Origin of the sequence: Hamadaea sp. NPDC050747 (assembly GCF_040654195.1) — a bacterium.
Classification (GTDB): domain Bacteria; phylum Actinomycetota; class Actinomycetes; order Mycobacteriales; family Micromonosporaceae; genus Hamadaea.
Window position 1 is genome coordinate 527,791 of the sequence record NZ_JBFAHM010000001.1, and the last position, 18,829, is coordinate 546,619.

The following is an 18,829-nucleotide window of genomic DNA, read 5'->3' on the forward strand; positions in this document are numbered from 1 at the left end:
ACCGGCGATACCCTAGTTCACCGCGAATCCCGTTACGCCAGCAGCTGTTGCTCCATCGGCGCGGTGCCGAGCGAGGCCCAGCGCACCGAACGGCGATGCACCACACCGATCAGGCCGGGCACCGGACGGCTGAGCGCCTCCCGCTGGTTGTCGCTGAGGCCCAGGACGGAGACGGCCAGCGCGGCCGCCTCGGCCGTCGTGGGCTGCAGCAACGCGATGTCGGCGTGCCCGAGCGCGTCGATGTCCACAGGGGACAGATCCTCCCGGACCACCAGTGTCGTCTGCCAGGGGTGACCCGGGGTCCGATCCGCGCCCACCGGGCCGACGTCGACCACCATCATCAGCGGCCGCAGCTGGGTCGCCGGCGGGACCGCGAGCGGCTGCCCGGGCGCGACGATGGCCAGCGAGTCGTTGGGGCCGCCCAGGTTACGGAAGAACCGCTCCCAGGCCGGCGGACGGGCCGTCTGCACGACCACCCGGGCACCCAGCGCCAGGGCGCGCAGCGTCAGCAACTGGGCCGACTGGACGCCGCCCACGAGCATCGCCCGCGTCGCCAGCGGCCGGAAGATGCGCACCGAGACCGGTTCGCGGCGGCGGTTCGGGCCGACCATCAGGCCGGCCGAGCCGATCGGCGTACGCATCATGGTCAGCGGGGCGGCCGGCCGGGAGAGGCCGTGCTCCACCTCGGTCGGCATGTCGGCCGGGGCCGAGCCGCCCAGCGGCAGCGAGTCGCAGAGGCCCTCGAGGTGCTCGCCGTCGAGACGGTGAGCGGCGGCGCGATCCGCGCCGAGGACGCGATGCAGCGCCGTGTCCGCCTGCGTGAGACTCGTCGCGTCCGCTGCGGTCACCCGGACCACCAGGTCGGTACGCATCTCGGCGGCCTCGCCGGCGGTCCAGGGCCCGGCCGTGAGGCTGACCGTCACCGCCCGGGCCGGGATCGCCATCAGCCGGGGCACCAGGTCCCGCGCGGCCTCGGTCCGCAGGTCCGGCCACCGGCGCACGCGGTAGCACGCGTGGAGAAGACCGCCCGCCATGACGCCCGACCAGACCTCGCGGACCGGGTTGGCGCCGTCGTGCGCGGAGAGTTCCAGGACGGTACGCAACGCGGCGTCGTCGTCGAGCACCCGGCTGGGAATCGTGTCCAGCTTGCGGCGGACCTTCCGGATCACGCCGCTGAGCGCCCGGCGCAGGTCGGCTTCCTCCCAGCCCTCGGCGGCCGGCACGTGTACCGCGATCAGCATGCGCTCGGAGGCGGGCAGCCGGCCCTCGGTGAGCTGCCGGTACGCCTGGGCGGGGGCGCCAGGCCCGCCGACCGGGACGGACGCGTAGACGAGCTGGACCCGGAACCGGGGCGTGTTCGGCGCGGGCGGCGGCAGCAGGCTCGCCGGTGAGGGCACGGAGAGCAGGCCGCTCGGCAGCAGGGTGTCGTCGCCGATCTCGAGGACCGCGGTCAGCCCTTCTTCGTAGGCGATCACCGCGCCCGGTTCGCCGTCGAGTTCCATCATGTCGATGACGGCTCCCGGCCGGATGAACTGAAGCAGCGCGGAGGCGTCGGAGCCGGGCGCCAGGCTGCGGCGGTGCGTCCGGTAGCTCAGCCAGATGCGCACCCACTGGAACAGCCAGCGACCGCGCAGCCGAGCCCAGGCCAGCACGATGAGGGCGGCTGCGACGACGGCCAGGCCGATGGTGGGCAGCATCCCCCAGATGAGGCCGAGGAGCAGCAGCGCCACTGCCAGCTCGGTGGCCACGATCTGGCCACTGTGGACACGGTTGGGGTTGCCGCGCCGCTGCGCGCCCCCGGTCACCGTCGGCTGAAGGGACGTCGGTGAATGCACCACGCCGACCGTCATCCGGTTCGCCTCCCCCTGGTCCGCCCGCCCCGGTCAGCCCGGTGAACGGGTGATCCCGCCGACGCATCGAGGTGGGTCGGCGGCAAGTTCCTACGGCCGCCTATCCTAACCGGGGAACGCCTTGCGTGAGCCGCCGGAAGTCCAGTCGGTGGGTTCTTGCGTCACTTGGGGAGGGACGATGCCGTCGAGGCAGGATCAGCTGCATTCCTACCAGTTCTCCGTTCAGCGCGTCGTGTCGGCGTTGGTGATGCGGGAGACCGACCCGGCGCAGTTCCCGTTCCGCCGCGTGACGGTCGCCGGTTTCGCCAGCTTGATGATCGGCGTCGTGCTGATCGCCGGATTCGGGGTGTACGCCCTCTTCACCGGTGGGGCGTCCGAATCGTGGAAGCAGAAGACCAACGCGGTGCTGCAGGAGAAGGGGACTGGCGCGCACTACGTCCTCAAGGACGGCGTGCTGCACCCGACTCTCAACCTCGCGTCAGCCCTCCTGTACGCGGGCGGCAACGAGCGGGCGGTCATCGAGGTGAGCGCCAAGTCGCTCGCGACGGTGCCCCGGGGAGCGATGGTCGGCATCCCGGACGCCCCGGACTCGGTGCCGACGGCCGACCGCCTCGTCAACAGCACGTGGACGGTCTGCACCGTGCCGGTGTCGGACGCGGCATCGGAGGAAGGGGGGCAGCGGTCGCTGCTGGCCGTCGGGAATCTGCTCGGCGTCGCCGACGGCGGTACGCCGCTGACGGAGGAGACCGGGATGGCGGTGAGCGTACCGGGGGACGACGGCGCCTGGCTGATCTGGAAGCAGCGGCGCTACCTCATCAAGAACGTCAGCGAGGACGCGCTGGGCGCCCTGGGCATCAACCAGGACCCGAAGCAGCTCCCCAAGGTGGACCGGGCCTTCCTCAACGGATTCGCGCAGGGCGACCCGATCCAGGCGCCGGCGGTCTCGGGTACGCCGAACGAGCCTTCCGGCGTACGCGACTACAACGTCGGCGACGTCATGCGCTTCCGCGGCCCGGCCGGTGACCGGTATTTCGTGGCCGCCAAGGGCAGCCTGCAGGAGATCACCCAGGTGCAGGCGGCGCTGCTGCGCCCCCGGGTCTCCCCGCCGTCCATTCAGGAGCTTCCGGATCTGGGCAAGAGCCTCGTGCCGCAGGGTGATGGCGCGCCGCCGAGCGTGCCCATCAAGGCCGTCGACCGAGGCGACTCCGCGGTGTGCGCCACTGCCGCCGACGACTCGGGCTTCTCCTCGGTCCGGTACGGCGTTCCCGTTCCGCCGGTGGCGGGTCTGATGCGTACGGCGGGCAAGAGCGCCAAGACGGGTGCCCCGCTCGCGGATTACGTGTCCGTGCAAGGCGGCCGGGGCGTACTGGTCGAGGGCTACACGGTCGCGAAGACGTCCAGCGGTGTGGTGAGTCTGGTGACCGACGCCGGGCAGCAGTTCCCGATCGGCGACGCCGGTGCGCTGGCCGCACTGGGTTTCAGCGCCGCCAAGCCGTCGAAGATGCCGGTGAGCCTGGTGGCGCTGCTCCCGCAGGGCGCGGAACTCAGCCAGACGGCCGCCGCCACGACCGTGACCCTGGGCTGAACTGCCCCTCAGCTCAGTTGATGGAGTTATCCACAGGGGGTGGCGTCGGTTGTTTCCGGCGGCTACCGTTCTGCGCAGTGCGTCGATCGGACGAAAGGTCGACGGTGGGGACCCGTATTTTGAGACAGGGAGCGGGGTGACACATGTCCCAGACGCAAGCTCAAGCCGCGTTCATGGAGACAACGGCCGGCAAGTTCGAGTCGGTCAACAGCGAACTCCAGAGCATGCTGCGGACTCTGATGGGCAACCTGGAGATCCTGCAGTCCGGCTGGCAGGGCGCTGGTGGCCGTTCGTTCCAGCAGGTCAAGCAGCAGTGGAACGACGACCAGGCCAAGTTGCAGCAGGCGCTGCTCCAGACGGCCGAAGCGATCCGCTCGTCGGGTAAGAGCTACCACAGCACCGACCAGGAGTCGTCGAGCCGGATGAACAACGTCAACCGCGGCGGCATCAACCTGTCGCTCTGACCTGGGGAGGTTAGTAAATGTCCGACGACAGCCTTGTCGTAAATTTCGCCTCGATGCAGCAGGCGGCCGGTGACATCCAGTCCGCGCTGACGAAGCTCAACGGCTCGCTCGACACGCTCGAGTCCGACGCCGCCAAGCTGGTGGCGACCTGGGCCGGTGACGCGCAGGAGGCCTACTCCCGGCGCCAGGCGCAGTGGCGTGCGGCTTCGCGCGACCTCACGCAGATGCTCCAGGACATCAAGGGAGCGCTCGAGGAGTCGGCGTCGCACTACCACTCGACCGAGAAGAAGAACACCGGCCTGTTCGCCGGCTGAGCTTCCAGCGAAGGCGGCGGCAAGGACCACGACGGTCCTTGCCGCCGTTTCGTCGTTTCAGCACCTGTGTCCCGTCTGGACAGTCGCCTCAGGACGGTCGGCACGAAGTGTGCCTACTTCCCCCGCTGTCGCGCCCGCCGCGAACTCCCTGCGGCTCCCCGCGGCTCCCCGCGGAGCCCAGCGAGCAGGATCCGGGGATAACGCGGCTAAATATCGGACCAAGACAGCGATATCCCGGATATCGCGCCAGGCGCCATCGCGCCAGGCGCTAGCCGTGGGCTGTCGGCAGCGGGGCGAGGCGGAGGGGAGCGGCCGGATTGGACGGAACGCTTACTCGGCCGGCCGCCACCGACGGCGTGACCCGTTGAACAGGATGGACGAGCTGAGCAGCACGATGACGGTGAGCGCCCCGCCACCGAGGGCCAGCCACAGTGCGAGTGCCTTGCGATCGGCGGCCCGCTGGCGCGCCGCCACGATCGCAGGGTCCTCTTCCCGCATCGGCGCGGGCGGGTTCTTGAAGGCCGCTCCGAACGCCGGCACGTCGTTGACCGCCCGGACGGGGTCCACCACTCCGGCGCCGTAGGTCTTCGAGTTCTTGCCGCCGGGGGACGGGTCGGCGCTCGCCATGATCTGGCTGACGAACTGGGCCGCACTCCAATTATGGTGCGCCTGCTTGAGCAGGGCCACCGTGCCGGCGACGACCGGGGCGGCGAAGCTGGTGCCCTGCACCTCGGTGTAGATGCCGGGCGTCCACGCGGTCAAGATGCCGCCGCCCGGTGCCGTCACGTCGACGTAGGACCCCGTCGTGGAGTTTCCCCAGAGCGATCCGTTGCTGGTGATCGCGCCGACGCCGAGGACTCCGGGCAGGTTGGCCGGGAAGCTGTCCTTCGCCTTGGGGTCGTTGCCGACCGCCGCGACGATGACGACGTTCTTGTCCAGCGCCCGCTGAACGGCGTCGGCGAAGACCTTGTGCTTGTCCGGGTCGGCCTCGCCGTCCAGGTACGCGAACGAGATGTTGATGACGTCGGCGCCCTTGGCGACCGCGTAGTCGATGGCCTCGGCGATCTTCCGGTCGTCGGTCTTCCGGCCGTCGTCGTTGCTGCCGCCGACGGTCTCGTTGACGCGGATCGGCAAAATCGACGCGCCCGGCGCGATCCCCCGGAAGCCCGAGCGGGCGTTGCCGGCGATGAGCGACGCCACCGCCGTGCCGTGACCGCGGCAGTCCTCCTTGCCCTTGGTCGCGCCACCGGCCTCCAGGAAATCCCGGCCGGTGTCGAGAACCTGACCCTTGAGCGCCGGGTGGGTGGCCTGGACGCCGGAGTCCAGCACCGCGACCGTGACGCCCCGGCCGTCCAGGGTGGGGGGCAGCCGGTCCAACGCGAACCGCGCGAGCACCCAGTTGCCGTTGTCATCCTTCGGCGGTTCGGTGACGGGCGCCTGGGTAGAGTTCACGCCCTCGCAGTTGGCCAGGGCGGGTGCCGTCGGCACCACGGCCAGGGCCGCACCCAGCAGGGACACCGTCGCAAAAGCGCGCAGCCTCATCGGTCGCCTCCCCCAAATCCGGGGCCGATGCTATCGCAAGCGGCGACTGCGGCGCGGCTCGGCAGAAGGGCTGTCCCTGAAGAAGACCGGTGGATATCCCGCAGCGAGGTCGCCACTTGTTAGGTTGTATAGGCGCGGGGTAGCTACGCGATAGCGCACCGGAACCGTGGGAGGACACCTTGGCCGAGTGGCAGCCGAGCACGCAGGCCGAAGTCGCCTTGCGTGATGCGCTGCGTGCCGGGGATCAGGATCGGTACTTCCACATCCTCTCCCAGTTGGAGCTTCTCCTGCCGGTGCCGCCCGAGGGCACGGCCCAGGGCACCGGCGGCTGGGGCACCTGGACCGCGGATCGGCGTACGCACGTGCTCGCGTTCACCTCCTACGAGGCGATGTACGCCTGCCTGGCGCAGAACGCCGGCTCGGCGCGTACGGTGCCTTATCTGCGGTTGGCCGAGCAGTGGCCGAACCATGAGTGGTGGCTGGCGGTGAATCCCGGGCTCCCGATCGAGGGCTATCTCCCGGCGTGGTTCATCGCGCAGCTCGCCCAACAGATCCGGGCCGAACTCAGCCGCCCCGAGCCGCCCCGGATGCCGCCGCCGGGCCCAGTGCGGGAGAGCCGCCCGCCTGGAATCGACTCCGGCGCGCGTAACGGCGCTCAGCCGCGCTCGCGAGCGGAACGGTTGGAGGCGCTGACCCGAGCCCAGGCCGGCGCCACCGGATACACGTCCGCGCCACCGGCCGTGAACGCGCCATCCGCTGTGCAGCCGCCGCCGATGGTGAATCAGCCCCCCGCGGTGAATCAGCCACCGCCGCCATACCAGGCGCCCCCGCCGCTGCCGACGGTGCCGCCGTCGTCTCCGACGAACCCGTCGACGTCGAACCCCCCGCCGACCAACACGCCCCCGGCCCCACCGCCCAAGCCGGAGCAGCGGCAGACCGGCGGCACGCCGTTGCTGGAGCTGGAGTCGGCCAGTCGCCCGGCCGGTGGCCGGCACGCCGACGCCTTCATCCCGGCGAACGAGGTCGAACGGCAGCTCTTCGACGCCGCCGAGGTCGACAACACCGACCTTTTCCTCTCGACACTCCTGCTGGCGCAGGTGCTCGTCCCGGTCGCGGCGAGCGCGCAATCCGTGCTCCGGCCCAGCGACCCGACCTTCGGCTGGCAGACCCAGCAGATCGACGGCCAGCCCTACGTCGTGGTCTTCACCTCGACGGAGCGGGCCGGTGGGCAGGCTGCGCAGTGCGTACGCGTGCGGTTCATCCAGCTGATCAGCGCGTGGCCCGACGAGACGTGGTCGTTCGCCGTCAACCCCGGTACGCCGGTCGGCGCGACCCTTCCCGGCGACCAGGTCGTGACGCTGGCGAGCTGGGCCGGCCGGATGGGACTGTCGAGCGAGGAGACCTCGGAGATCCGTTCGTCGGTGCCGGCGGTGTCGCCGAAGGCCGCCCCGCCGACGGTGATGCAGAAGCCCATCTCGCCGAGCCAGATCGGCTTCTACCTCGAACGCGGCTACGACCGGGTGTCCGGCTTCGTCCACCGGGCCCACGAGGTCGGCCAGCTCAAGACGCCGGACCAGATGCGTCAGGCGCTCGGGCTGACCTGGCAGGGTACGCCGTTCGAGGAGGACGCCGACGAGATCTTCATCCTGCGCTGGTCGGCGTACCGGCCGAGTCTGTATCGCATCCCCTACGGCGGGCAGACCGAGGCGGCGATGAAGGCGATGGAGGGCTGGGTCATCGAACGCCCGCCGTTCCGCGGCAACGGCTTCGCGCCCGGCGAGTCCAGTACGGTCATCGCCGAGTTCAAGGTGGACAGCGCCCGGCTGCCGCACGGGGCCCGGCTGCTGCGGCTCGGGGCGGACGGCGTCGAGGAGATCATCGCGGTGCTGGACGCCGACGGGCCGCGCTGGCTGCGGGTCGGGGAGTACCCGCGCAAGCCCGCTCCGGCGCCGGACACCGCCGGCGGTGAGGGCCGCCCGGCCGTCGAGGGCACCATCGAGGGCGAACTGGTCGGGGAGGACGAGATCACATGACCGTTCGCGACGGTTACATCGCCCGGTGGCGTGGCATGGAGTACGAGGCCAGCCCGGACGGTGACGACGTGCGGATCTACCTGCCCGAGCCGGCCGAGGGGTTCGAGGAGGTACGCCCCGGGCGCTGGGTCCGGGTGCTCCCGATCGCCCAGGTCGACGACTTCTGCTATGTGCGTACCGCGTGCAGTTGGCGCGGCGAGCCGTTCATCGTGCTCGGCCGCCACGAGAAGTGGTTCCGGGTCGAGTACACGGGCGGTAAGGCTCCGGTGGCCCGTGACCTCGGCCTCGAGGAGTTCGACTACGGCGTCTACCAGGGCTGGGCCCCGGCCGCGGACGTCACCGACCTTCGGGAAGTACGCGTCTAGGCCTTGATCCACCGGAGGATCTCGCCGGTCACCGTCTCCGGGGTCTCCAGATGCGGGAAGTGGCCGACCTCGTCCAGCAGCCGCCATTCGTATTCGGCCAGCACGTAGCGCCCCGAGCCCTGGGCGGTCGAGGGAAGGGCCGCCGTGTCCAAGGCCCCGTGCAGTTGCAGGGTCGGCGTCACGATGGGTTCGCGAAGTTGCCGGGTGAACCGGTAGCCGTGCCAGCGCAGGACCGAGCGGAACGCCCACCGGTACGCCTCCAGCGCGCAGAACATCGCCTGCGGGATGCGCATCGCTTCGCTATACCGGTCGCGGGCTTCGGCGTACGCCTTGGTCTGCCGGAACGACGGCCCGGTCCAGGCGTCGAGCAGCGCGCCGATCGCGGCCGCCCCGTCCCGGGTGAGCTGGTGTTCGTAGCGTGGGAGCTGGAAGCGCAGGAGCTGCGCGGACGCCGTGGTCTGCCCTCGCAGGTCGGTGAGGATGGCCGAGCGCAGCCGCAGCGGGTGCGCGGCCCCGAGCACGACGAGCCGCCGCACCATGCGGGGGTGGAACGACGCGGTGGTCCACGCGATCATGCCGCCCGCGCCCGCGCCGACCAGGGCCGCGTCGCGTTCGCCGAGCGCCCGGATCAGGCCCATCACGTCGGCGGCCAGGGTGAACCCGTCGTATCCCCGGGGTGGCTTGTCGGTCGCGCCGTAGCCCCGCAGATCGACAGCGACCGCCCGGTAGCCCGCCTCGGCCAGCGCGGTCAGCTGCTCGTGCCAGGCCCACCAGAACTCCGGGAAGCCGTGCAGCAGGAGGACGAGCGGGCCGGTGCCGGCCTCGACGACGTGGAAACGCGAGCCGTTGGCATGCACGAAACGATGCGTCCAGGGCCCTTCGACGAGTACGCAGGCCTCGTCGGTGATGCGCCGCTGATCGCTCTCCACGGCGGCAAGCTTAACCGTCGGGCTGGGCCCGTACGCGTCTGCGCAGGCCGGCCGCGCCGAGCAGGGCCGCCACCAGGGAACCGGCCAGCACCGCCATCTTGATCTCGTTCCGCTGGTCGCCCTCGGGGAAGGCCAGTTCGGTGATCAGGAGGCTGACCGTGAAGCCGCACCCGGTGAGCGCGGCGACCGCGGCGAGGTCGCGCCAGCGCAGTCCGTGGGGCAGTTCGGCGAGCCGGAGCCGGGTGGACAGGGCCGCCCCGCCCAGCACCCCGACGAACTTGCCCACGACCAGCCCGAGGAAGACGCCGAGGGCGACGCGGTCGGTGAAGATCCCGGCCAGCGTTCCGCTCTTGATCGGGATCCCGGCGGCGAAGAACGCGAAAACCGGTACGCAGATGCCGGCCGAGATGGGCTGCAGTGTGTGTTCGAGCCAGGTTGCCGGGGCCTCCCCCTCGCCGGGGTCGCGTTTGACCCGGGTGGCCAGCCCGATGGCGACCCCGGCCAAGGTCGCGTGGACGCCGGACGCGTGCAGCAGCACCCACGCGGTGAGGCCCAACGGCAGATAGAGCCACCAGCCCTGGAAACGCATCTGCTGGAGGGCGGCGTACGCCGCGATCGCCCCGGCCGCGCCGATCAGGGCGAGCACGTTGAGAGTGGCCGTGAAGACCGCCGCGATGAGCAGGATCGCGCCCAGGTCGTCCACGATCGCCAGCGACAACAGGAACACCCGCAGCGTCGGCGGCAGCCCCGATCCGGCGATCGCCAGGACCGCCAGGGCGAACGCGATGTCGGTCGCGGTCGGCACCGCCCAGCTGTCGGCCCCGCCGGGCGCGCCGAACGCGACCAGCAGCGCGACGGCGGCCGGCACGATCATGCCGCCGAGCGCCGCGAAGATCGGCAACATGGCCCGGCGCATGTCGCGTAGCTCGCCGACGACCAGTTCGCGCTTCAATTCGAGCCCGGCGACGATGAAGAAGATCGTCAGCAACCCGTCCTTGGCCCAGGTCTCAAGGCTCAGGTTGAGGTGAAGGCTCGCCGGCCCGACGACCGTCTCGGACAGCTGCTCATACGCGTCCGCCGCCGGAGAGTTGGCGACGACGAGGGCGATCGCGGCCGCCCCGAGCAGGATGAGCCCACCGATCTGCTCGGTCCGGAGAAAGCGGGCAACCTCGGCGAACGCGACTTGCCCCCGTTTGGCGGTACGCCGCCGCAGCCGCCGCTGACTCGTCACGATCATGAGCTTATCGGCCCCGGCGGCGCGTCCCGGCTGTTCCCGGTGGGAACGGCCGGACGCCCCGCGCCGTTCCCGGTGGGAAACGGGTCGGACATCGCGTAAGGCGCGGGATAAGGTCGGGCCATGACACCCCCGTTCGTCGTGGACGTCAGTGGCACCCCCGCTGACCTGGGCCGGGCGTACGGCGCCCAGGCCGCCGACCTCATCCGAGCCAACGTCGACGAGTACTTGATCCGCTTCGAGGCCGCCGTCCGGCTCGACCGTGCCGCCGTCATCGCCGAGGGCCGCAAATACATCGCGCCCACCGAGCAGCACTTCCCGCGGCTCGCCCAAATCCTGGAGGGCGTGGCCGTCGGCGCGGGCGTCGAACCGGCCCTCATCTACGCCATCAACGCCCGGTCCGAGCTGCTCTACGGCACCCCCTCCTGCGGCTCGCCCGGCGGCGCTTCCGGTGGGGCCTCCGGCGGCGCCGACATGGGCGAGTGCACGGTGGTGGGCGTCCTGGACGAGCGCAGCGACGACGGGCACACCCGGATCGCGCAGAACTGGGACTGGCACCCCGAGCAGCGTCCCTACACGCTGCTGCTGATCACCCGGGACGAAACCGGCCACGAGGTCGCCACCCTGACCGAGGCCGGCATGCTCGCGAAGTCCGGCCTCAACAACAAGGGCCTCGGCGTCTGCGTGAACCTCATCGGCTCCGACCGTGACGGCCGGCCCGGCGGCGTCCCGTACCACGTCCTGCTGCGTTCGGTCCTGGAGGCCGACTCGCTGTCCTGGGCGCTGCGCAACGCGGTCCGCGCGCCCCGGAGCGCCTCGATCAACCTGCTCATCGGCCAGGCCCACCCGGACGGCGGCGAGATCATCGACCTCGAACTCGTCCCGGGCGACTCCGGCTGGCTGCACCCGCAGGACGGGCTGCTCGTCCACGCCAACCACTTCGAGACCGCGCTGCCGGTCTACGACACGATCAAGGACTGGGGCGGCTCGTCGCTCTTCCGGTCCGCGCGCGTCCGGCGGCTGCTCCAGGCGCACCCCCAGGTGGGCGAGAAGGAGCTGCTCTCCGCGCTGACCGACCACCACAGCTTCCCGGTCTCCGTCTGCCGCCACCTCGATGAGCGCGACGCGGCGCTCGACCGCTCGGAGACCATCTGGACCACGCTCATGGACCTCGACGCCCGAACGCTCCGGCTCATCGCGGGTCCGCCGTGCGAAGGCGGCGCCGGCACGCTGTTCTCACCCTTCTCCTGATCTGGTACGCACAACGAAGCGGGGCCGGTCCTGTCGGACCGGCCCCGCTTTTCCCGGTGAGCGTCAGCTCAGTGCGGGCACCACATAGATGGTGGCGTAGGAGTTGTCCTTCGCCACGCGCTTGATGGTGATCGTGACGCCGTAGGAGACGCCGGCGTCACCCGGGTTGCCGGTGCCGAGAACGGTGTTCCCGGCGACGGTCAGCCCGTAGTACTGCGGCAGCAGGTTGCCGTTCGCGTCGACGACGCGGGTCGAGTAGAGCTGGTTGTCCACCGACGGGACGACCACCGAGGCGTCGGCGTCGCGGTAGAACAGCGAGCTGCCCCGGATCTCGATGCCCGGGTACCAGCCCTTGCTGTCGCTGAACGACGACACCGCCGGCAGCGAACCGAAGTCGGTGCAGTACTCGCTGTACGGCGCCTTGACGTCCTCGATGCACTCCTTGAAGGGGTACGTCGGCTGCAGCGTGAACGCCGCGTTGGACGACTGCGGACGGCTCGGCAGGTTCTTCAGCGTGGTCGTGTCCTTCGACGCTCCCACACCCGTACGCCGCAGCGGGTCGAAGTGCGAGTCGACGATGAGCAGACCGCCCTTCGAGCCACCGCTCGGCAGCGCCGTGATGTTCGCCGTCGGCCAGTTGTCGGTGCCGTACGTGGTGTCCCGGTACCAGAGGAGCATGCCGGGCGCGTTGTACGCGACCTTCTCGACCTTCCACGCGTCGCGCGAGTAGGTCGTGTCGTAGGTGTACTTCAGGCCCTCGTCGAAGCCGTCGAAGTTACGCCACTCGGCCAGGTAGTACTGGTTGCGCCACTGCGTACCGGGGTCGAGGATCCAGCCCGCGCCGGTGGTGTCCACGAAGGTGCCACCGGTCTGGGTCCAGCCGTTGTTCGCCTCGGCGTCGTCCGACCACGTGGTCGCGCCGCCGCCGGTCACCGACAGGTCGTCGACGAACCAGCCCTTCTCCAGCGAGGCCTCGTCGGTGGCGTAGCGCAGCCGGACCTGGACCGTCTGCCCGGCGTACGCCGACAGGTCGACGTAGTCGTGCGCCCAGCCGTTGGTCTTGCCGGTGAGGCCGTACTTCTTGCCGCCGTAGTCCCGCATGCGGCCGTTCGGGTCGCCGTAGTTGTCGGGGGTCGAGACCATGGTCCCGTTCTCGGCGTACACCTTCTGCTCCGACCAGGTCGAGCCGTCGGTGGAGACCTCGACGAAGCCGTAGTCCCAGTCCTGCTCGATGCTGTAGTCGCTGTAGAACCAGAACTTGGCGTCCGCCGCGGCGGGCACCTGCACGGTCCGGCTCAACTTGACGTCGGCCCAGTTCTGGTCGGCGTTCGAGTACCACATCTTGCTGCCGCTGTGCGGGATCGCCAGCGAGATCTTCTTCTGCGGCAGGTCGATCTTGACGCCGTCGTTGGTGCCGACCGGCGTACGCGACGTCTGGCCGAGCTGCACCGAGCGGGCGTCCGAGCCGGGCGCGATGACCAGCGGGTCGGCCCAGCCGAGCACCCACTTGTCCCAGATGCCCATGTGCGTCGGGGTGCCCTGGAAGATCGCGCCCGAGTGCGAGCCGGACGACATCAGGTCCCAGAAGTCCACGTCCGAGTCGGCCGCGCCGCTCGTGTCGTAGAGGTCCGGCAGACCCAGGTCGTGGCCGTACTCGTGGGCGAAGACACCGACACCGGAGTCCTCCGGCTGCACGATGTAGTTCGACACCTTGAGGTTGGTGCCCGGAATGGTCGCGCCACCGGCGACCGAGGAGGAGTGCGCCCAGATCGAGTAGATCCCCTGCGCGCCGCCGCCGCCGGACTTGTCCTTGCCGGCGTGCACCAGCACGAGGTGGTCGATCACGCCGTCCGGCTCGAAGAAGTTGCCGTCACCGTCGCGGTCGGCCTGGTCCTCGATGTCGTAGTCGGCCCACGGGAAGCTCGGGTCGGCCGCGGCGAGCGCGGCGACCGCGTCGATCGCGAGCTGGCCCTGGCCCTTGGGGTTGGTCGGGTGGCCGTTGCCGGCCTGCGACCGCGGCAGCACCCAGTTGCCGTTGGCGTCCTTGGTGCAGCGGGACGCGGCGTACCAGCCCTCGGAGTGCGGCATGGTGATCCACGGCGTGGCCTCACCGTTCACCGTGTACGCGCCCTTGGACATCTCCAGGTACATGTTGTGCATGGTGTTGCCGGACAGGTCCACGCCGGGCTTGCCGTCGGGGCCGGTCAGGTCGGTGCGTACGCGGTCGGTGATGCCCGTCGTGGTGTAGAGCATCTTGTTGTAGTGCTCCGACGAGAAGTCCGGGACCCACATCGAGTTGTTGTCGGTGTGTCCCAGGGTCGCCGGGTTCTGGATCTGGTTGTGCAGCGGGCCGTTCTGAACCGTACCGAGGACGCACTTGCGGTCGTCGGCGGTGGTCGACGCGTCCGGGTCGAAGACGTTGTCCGGCACCATGACACCGGTGAAGTCGTCGTTCGCGTTCGGGTTGAACTCCATCAGGATGGTCAGCAGCTTGGCGACCTGCGTGCCCTTGGCGTTCTTGAGCTGACGCGGGTTCAGCCCGGTCTTGGCGGCCTGCGCCTCCAGCTTGGCCAGCTGCTTGGCCGTGACGGGGTTGCCGCCCGCGTACTTGCGGTCGACTTCGAGGGCCGACGAGCCGCTGCCACCCCACACGCCGTCCTTGCCCTTGGTCTCTGGCCGGTTGTCCGGCTGTACGGAGGGCTCGGCGTAGTTGAGGTAGTACTCGTCGGCGCTGATGCTGGCGACGGGGGTCAGGGTGCTCGATCCGGGCAGGGCCGATAGGCCGAGCGCGGCGAGCGCCAGCGTGGGGACGGCGGCGAGTACGCGCAGTCTCCGCCGCCGGCGGACGGGGTGAGTCATGACACTCCAAACTCCACAAAGGATGGACGGCCTGGTAGGGGCCGAAGGGGCCGGGATAGACGGCCGCATGAAGTGGTCTCACGATCGCAGAGAGCGACACGGTGAGGCGCTCGGTGGAAGGAATGCATGATCGTCGCGGTCCGTGTCACGGATGACGTGACAGGGACCATCCGATTGCCGGACAGAGAAATCCGGGCGAAGCCGAATCGGCCTCGCCCGGATCAGAGTGGTGCTTGCTCAGTCCTCACTGGAGGAGGTGGTCATGCCCTCCTGGATGAGCTGCATGACCCCGGCGTCCTGCAGGGTCGTGACGTCGCCGAGGGCACGCTTCTCCGCGATGTCCTTCAGCAGACGTCGCATGATCTTGCCCGAGCGGGTCTTCGGCAGCTCGGAGACGAACTGGATCTGGCGCGGCTTGCAGATCGGGCCGAGCGTCTTGGCGACGTGGTCCTTCAGCTCCGCCTCGGTCGCCTCGGCGCCGCCCTTGAGGATGACGAACGCGACGACCGCCTGGCCGGTGGTCGGATCGGTCGCGCCGACGACCGCCGACTCGGCCACCGCGGGGTGCGACACCAGGGCCGACTCGACCTCGGTGGTGGAGATGTTGTGGCCGGAGACCAGCATGACGTCGTCGACGCGACCGAGTAGCCAGAGCGCGCCGTCGTCGTCCTTCTTGGCGCCGTCGCCGGCGAAGTAGTAGCCGTGCTCCGCGAAGCGGGACCAGTAGGTGTCGATGAACCGCTGGTCGTCGCCCCAGATGGTGCGCAGCATCGACGGCCACGGCTCGTTGAGGACGAGGTAACCGCCACCGCCGTTGCCGACGATCTGGCCCGCGTCGTTCACGACGTTGGCGGCGATGCCCGGCAACGGTCCCATCGCCGAACCCGGCTTGCAGCTGGTGACGCCGGGGAGCGGGGAGATCATGATCGCGCCGGTCTCGGTCTGCCACCAGGTGTCGACGACCGGCGTACGCCCGGCGCCGATGTTCTGGCGGTACCACATCCAGGCCTCGGGGTTGATCGGCTCACCGACGCTGCCCAGCAGGCGCAGCGAGGACAGGTCGAACTGGGCTGGGATGTCGTCGCCCCACTTGGCGAAGGTCCGGATCGCGGTCGGGGCGGTGTAGAGGATCGTCACCTTGTACTTCTCGACGATCTCCCAGAACCGGCCCCGGTGCGGGGTGTCCGGGGTGCCCTCGTACATCACCTGGGTGGCGCCGTTGGAGAGCGGGCCGTAGACGATGTAGGAGTGGCCGGTCACCCAGCCGATGTCGGCGGTGCACCAGTAGACGTCGGTCTCCGGCTTGAGGTCGAAGACGGCGTGGTGCGTGTAGGACGTCTGGGTCAGGTAGCCGCCGGTGGTGTGCAGGATGCCCTTCGGCTTGGCCGTCGTGCCGGAGGTGTAGAGGATGAACAGCGGGTGCTCGGCGTCGAACGGCTGCGCCTCGTGCTTGTCGGAGGCGTTCGCCACGGTGTCGTGCCACCACAGGTCCCTGCCCTCGGTCCAGTCCACGTCCTGACCCGTACGCCGGACGACGAGGACCTTCTCGATCGTCGGGCACTCCGCGACCGCCTCGTCGACGGTCGGCTTGAGGGCGCTCGGGTTGCCCCGGCGGAAGCCGCCGTCGGCGGTGATCACGACCTTCGCGCTGGCGTCCTTGATCCGGCCGGACAGCGCGTCCTTGCTGAAGCCGCCGAAGACGACCGAGTGGGTCGCCCCGATGCGGGCGCAGGCGAGCATCGCCACCGCCGCCTCGGGAATCATCGGCAGGTAGATCGCCACTCGGTCACCGGCCGCGACGCCCAGGTCGGTCAGCGTGTTCGCCGCCCGGCACACCTCGGCGTGCAGGTCGGCGTAGGTGAGCGTCCGGCTGTCGCCCGGCTCGCCCTCCCAGTGGATGGCGACCTTGTCGCCGTTGCCGGCCGCGAGGTGCCGGTCGAGGCAGTTGTACGCGACGTTGAGCCGGCCGCCCACGAACCACTTCGCGAACGGGGGGTTGGACCAGTCGAGAACCTGGTCCCACTCCTGGAACCAGTCCAGTCGGCGAGCCTGCTTCGCCCAGAAGGCCAGGCGGTCGGCGGCGGCCTCGTCATAGGCGGCGGCGGTGACGTTCGCGTTCGCCGCGAGGTCTGCGGGCGGCGGGAACTGCCGGTCCTCGGAAAGCAGGTTCTCCAGTGTTTCGCTCATTCCCGGGTGCCTCCTCGGGGTGGGTTGTGATACGAGACCCTTGATGTGGATCTGTGACTCAGGCCGCAAGCTGCTGTTGATGTTACGTCCCGATGTCGGCGCAGAGTAGTTAGGGTTCCTTCCAATTAACCGCTACTGGCTGGTAGCTACGCTGGTGGGCGTGGACGACGCCCTGGCCCCCCTGTTGGACCTGCCCGACATCGCACCGGCCGTCGCCGATGCCCGCAACGCCGTGGACGCGGCTCTTCGGCATCGGGCACTGCGCCGCTCGGGCGGGATCGTCGCGGCCGAGGTCAGCCTCCGGTCCGCCGTCGCGAGTGCGGCGCTCTCCGGTCACGCGTACGCCGTGGAGGAGGTGCGGGCCGGCACCGTGCTCGACCCCGTGGTGCAGGGCGCGCTGCGGATCGCCCAGCAACTGCCGGGGTTGGCGGAGACGTTCGCCAAGGCGCCCCGCCAAGTACTCGCTCGCATGCACACGGTCGCTGCTTCCGGCGTACTAGCTGATTCGGAATTGGGGCGACCGGTCGCGGACCCGCTGGTGGGCGCGCGCCTGAACGCCCTCTGCGACCTGGTCGTGGCGGGGGCGGGCGACCCGATCGTGCGGGCCGCGGTCGTGCACGGCGAGCTGCTGGCGCTGAACGCGTTCGCCGAGGGCAACGGCGTGGTGGCGCGGGCGGCGGCGCGCGCCACCCTCATCGGCAGCGGCTTCGACCTGCGGGGATTGATCGCCGTGGACCTGGGCCACCGCGAACGCGAGCCGGAGTACGTGGGCAGCGCGCACGCCTTCGCGACCGGCACCGTGGACGGCGTGCGGTCGTGGCTGAAGCACTACGCGGCGGCGATCACCATCGGCGCGGCCGAATTCACGAAGATCGCCGACGAAGTCCTCGGCACGGCATAACTCGCCTCGCGCTGCTTCCGCTGCTTCCGCTGCCTCGCGCTGCCTTCCGCTGGTTCCGCTGCTTCCGCGGCCTTCCGCGCCGCATTCCGCGCTGGATCAGGGTCCTCGGTCGAATCATGGACCATGATTCGACCCGGAACCCTGATCCAGCGCGGGAAGGAGCGGCGAGGTCCTCGGCACGGCATAACTCATTTGTCCCAGCTGTCACACAATCGAGGCCATCGCTGGCTTACCGGCGGGTACGGGCGTAGAAAGGGGATACGGAAAGAGCAATCCTTCCGGGCACAGCCGCCGGGCACCCACGCGCGATGACTGCCGTCGTGAAGGCACGACACGTCGGAACCGCAAGGGCCGACGCGTTCGAGCAAACGGACACGCCTGGTAACCCGAGCGGGAGTGCGAGATGGCGCCGCAAGATGTGCGGCGCCATCCTATGTGTACGGACTTCTTTCCCCGCTAGTCGCCGGCGGCCGCGGCACGGGTCTTGCGGCGGTGGCCGTACCAGGCGATGCCGATGGCGACTCCGACGCCGACCGCGGCGGCCGCGGCGACCGGAACCGCGGGGCGTTCCATGATCTGCTTGCGCATGCGCGCGCCCAACGGCACGGGCCGCCGGAATTCGAGGATCGGCCACTCCCGTTCGACGGCGAGTTTGCGCAGACCGCGGTCGGGATTGACGGCTGTCGGATTTCCGACGATCTCCAGCAGCGGCGCGTCCGAGATCGAATCCGAGTACGCGTAGCACTCGGCCAGGTCGTATCCGCGTTCGGCGGCCAGCTCCTTGACGGCGCTGACCTTGCCGGTGCCGGCGGCGTAGAAGTCGATCTCGCCGGTGTAGACGCCGTCGACGATCCGCATCCGCGTCGCGACCACGTCGTGGACGCCCAGCTGAGCCCCGATGGGGCGGACGAACTCCTCGCCCGAGGCGGAGACGAGGACGACGTCCCGCCCGGTGGCCTGGTGCTCGGCGATCAGCGCCGCGGCCTCGGCGTACACGTAGGGTTTGATCAGCTCGTGGAGCGTCTCGTCCACGATCTGCCGAACCTGGTCGGCACTCCAGCCCTTGCACAGCTCAGCCAGGTAGTCCCGGGTCCTCGCCATCGAGGCGTCGTCCGCGCCGCCGATCTTGAAGGAAAGCTGCGCATAGGCGGCCTTCACCGCGTCACGGCGCGTGATCAGGCCGTCCCGATAGAACGGACGCCCGAAAGCCAACGCGCTGGACTTCGCGATGACGGTCTTGTCCAGGTCGAAGAAAGCGGCGCTTCTGCCCACGGCGAGCCAGTCTAGTCGGACCGAGCGGTCCGGCGGGGCCGCC

14 protein-coding genes are annotated in these 18,829 nt (G+C 70.0%); 7 read left to right on the top strand and 7 right to left on the bottom strand.

All coding sequences use genetic code 11. From position 1 onward, the window contains the following. Positions 1-32: 32 nt before the first annotated feature. Positions 33-1,835 (bottom strand): type VII secretion protein EccE, encoded by a 1,803-nt coding sequence (gene eccE / locus AB0H43_RS02500; protein ID WP_359995210.1) that lies wholly within the window; start codon positions 1,833-1,835, stop codon positions 33-35. Between the two features lie 193 nt (positions 1,836-2,028). Between eccE and eccB the strand changes: the two genes are divergently transcribed. From eccB to AB0H43_RS02515, 3 genes are all read left to right on the top strand, one after another. Next, positions 2,029-3,435 carry a type VII secretion protein EccB gene (gene eccB, locus AB0H43_RS02505; RefSeq protein WP_359995213.1) on the top strand — a complete coding sequence of 469 codons (1,407 nt, stop codon included), beginning with the start codon at positions 2,029-2,031 and terminating at the stop codon, positions 3,433-3,435. Between the two features lie 143 nt (positions 3,436-3,578). Further along, positions 3,579-3,899 carry a WXG100 family type VII secretion target gene (locus tag AB0H43_RS02510; protein WP_359995216.1) on the top strand — a complete coding sequence of 107 codons (321 nt, stop codon included), beginning with the start codon at positions 3,579-3,581 and terminating at the stop codon, positions 3,897-3,899. A 17-nt stretch (positions 3,900-3,916) separates the two neighbouring features. Further along, positions 3,917-4,213: a WXG100 family type VII secretion target gene (locus tag AB0H43_RS02515; RefSeq protein WP_359995218.1), complete on the top strand. Its 297-nt coding sequence runs from the start codon at positions 3,917-3,919 to the stop codon at positions 4,211-4,213. Positions 4,214-4,543: 330 nt separating this feature from the next. On the opposite strand, the gene mycP is transcribed toward AB0H43_RS02515, so the two are convergent. Continuing rightward, on the bottom strand, positions 4,544-5,755 hold the full coding sequence (mycP, locus tag AB0H43_RS02520; protein ID WP_359995221.1) for a type VII secretion-associated serine protease mycosin: 1,212 nt from the start codon (positions 5,753-5,755) through the stop codon (positions 4,544-4,546). Positions 5,756-5,934: 179 nt separating this feature from the next. Here mycP and AB0H43_RS02525 point away from each other — a divergent pair, with 179 nt between their 5' ends. Next, positions 5,935-7,788, top strand: coding sequence for an SseB family protein (locus AB0H43_RS02525; protein WP_359995223.1), 1,854 nt, complete (start codon positions 5,935-5,937; stop codon positions 7,786-7,788). Then, positions 7,785-8,153: a hypothetical protein gene (locus AB0H43_RS02530; RefSeq protein WP_359995226.1), complete on the top strand. Its 369-nt coding sequence runs from the start codon at positions 7,785-7,787 to the stop codon at positions 8,151-8,153. The genes AB0H43_RS02525 and AB0H43_RS02530 overlap by 4 nt, the downstream gene beginning before the upstream one ends. Here the strand turns inward: AB0H43_RS02530 and AB0H43_RS02535 are convergent. Together AB0H43_RS02535 and nhaA are read right to left on the bottom strand one after the other, a co-directional pair. Then, a complete protein-coding gene (locus AB0H43_RS02535; protein WP_359995229.1) occupies positions 8,150-9,082 on the bottom strand; it encodes an alpha/beta hydrolase in 933 nt (310 codons plus the stop codon). The genes AB0H43_RS02530 and AB0H43_RS02535 overlap by 4 nt on opposite strands. Before the next feature lie 10 nt (positions 9,083-9,092). After that, entirely contained in the window at positions 9,093-10,313 is a 1,221-nt protein-coding gene (nhaA, locus tag AB0H43_RS02540; protein ID WP_359995232.1) for a Na+/H+ antiporter NhaA, read from the bottom strand. 126 nt (positions 10,314-10,439) lie between these two features. On the opposite strand from nhaA, the gene AB0H43_RS02545 reads away from it, so the two are divergent. After that, entirely contained in the window at positions 10,440-11,567 is a 1,128-nt protein-coding gene (locus AB0H43_RS02545; RefSeq protein ID WP_359995235.1) for a C45 family peptidase, read from the top strand. Positions 11,568-11,630: 63 nt separating this feature from the next. Here the strand turns inward: AB0H43_RS02545 and AB0H43_RS02550 are convergent, their stop codons facing one another. Together AB0H43_RS02550 and acs are read right to left on the bottom strand one after the other, a co-directional pair. Next, positions 11,631-14,426: a M6 family metalloprotease domain-containing protein gene (locus AB0H43_RS02550; protein WP_359995237.1), complete on the bottom strand. Its 2,796-nt coding sequence runs from the start codon at positions 14,424-14,426 to the stop codon at positions 11,631-11,633. Between the two features lie 237 nt (positions 14,427-14,663). Beyond that, positions 14,664-16,613 (bottom strand): acetate--CoA ligase, encoded by a 1,950-nt coding sequence (gene acs / locus AB0H43_RS02555; protein ID WP_359995240.1) that lies wholly within the window; start codon positions 16,611-16,613, stop codon positions 14,664-14,666. 160 nt (positions 16,614-16,773) lie between these two features. On the opposite strand from acs, the gene AB0H43_RS02560 reads away from it, so the two are divergent. Next, on the top strand, positions 16,774-17,514 hold the full coding sequence (locus AB0H43_RS02560; RefSeq protein WP_359995243.1) for an oxidoreductase: 741 nt from the start codon (positions 16,774-16,776) through the stop codon (positions 17,512-17,514). A gap of 456 nt (positions 17,515-17,970) precedes the next feature. Here AB0H43_RS02560 and AB0H43_RS02565 read toward each other — a convergent pair whose 3' ends face one another. Continuing rightward, on the bottom strand, positions 17,971-18,786 hold the full coding sequence (locus AB0H43_RS02565; RefSeq protein ID WP_359995245.1) for an HAD-IB family hydrolase: 816 nt from the start codon (positions 18,784-18,786) through the stop codon (positions 17,971-17,973). Positions 18,787-18,829 lie beyond the last annotated feature (43 nt).

Bases quoted from the DNA above. Each gene is read 5' to 3' on its own strand.
- AB0H43_RS02510 (WP_359995216.1), top strand. From the start codon at position 3,579: ATGTCCCAGACGCAAGCTCAAGCCGCGTTCATGGAGACAACGGCCGGC.
- acs (WP_359995240.1), bottom strand. From the start codon at position 16,613: ATGAGCGAAACACTGGAGAACCTGCTTTCCGAGGACCGGCAGTTCCCG.
- AB0H43_RS02550 (WP_359995237.1), bottom strand. From the start codon at position 14,426: ATGACTCACCCCGTCCGCCGGCGGCGGAGACTGCGCGTACTCGCCGCC.
- AB0H43_RS02545 (WP_359995235.1), top strand. From the start codon at position 10,440: ATGACACCCCCGTTCGTCGTGGACGTCAGTGGCACCCCCGCTGACCTG.
- mycP (WP_359995221.1), bottom strand. From the start codon at position 5,755: ATGAGGCTGCGCGCTTTTGCGACGGTGTCCCTGCTGGGTGCGGCCCTG.
- AB0H43_RS02530 (WP_359995226.1), top strand. From the start codon at position 7,785: ATGACCGTTCGCGACGGTTACATCGCCCGGTGGCGTGGCATGGAGTAC.
- AB0H43_RS02515 (WP_359995218.1), top strand. From the start codon at position 3,917: ATGTCCGACGACAGCCTTGTCGTAAATTTCGCCTCGATGCAGCAGGCG.
- eccB (WP_359995213.1), top strand. From the start codon at position 2,029: ATGCCGTCGAGGCAGGATCAGCTGCATTCCTACCAGTTCTCCGTTCAG.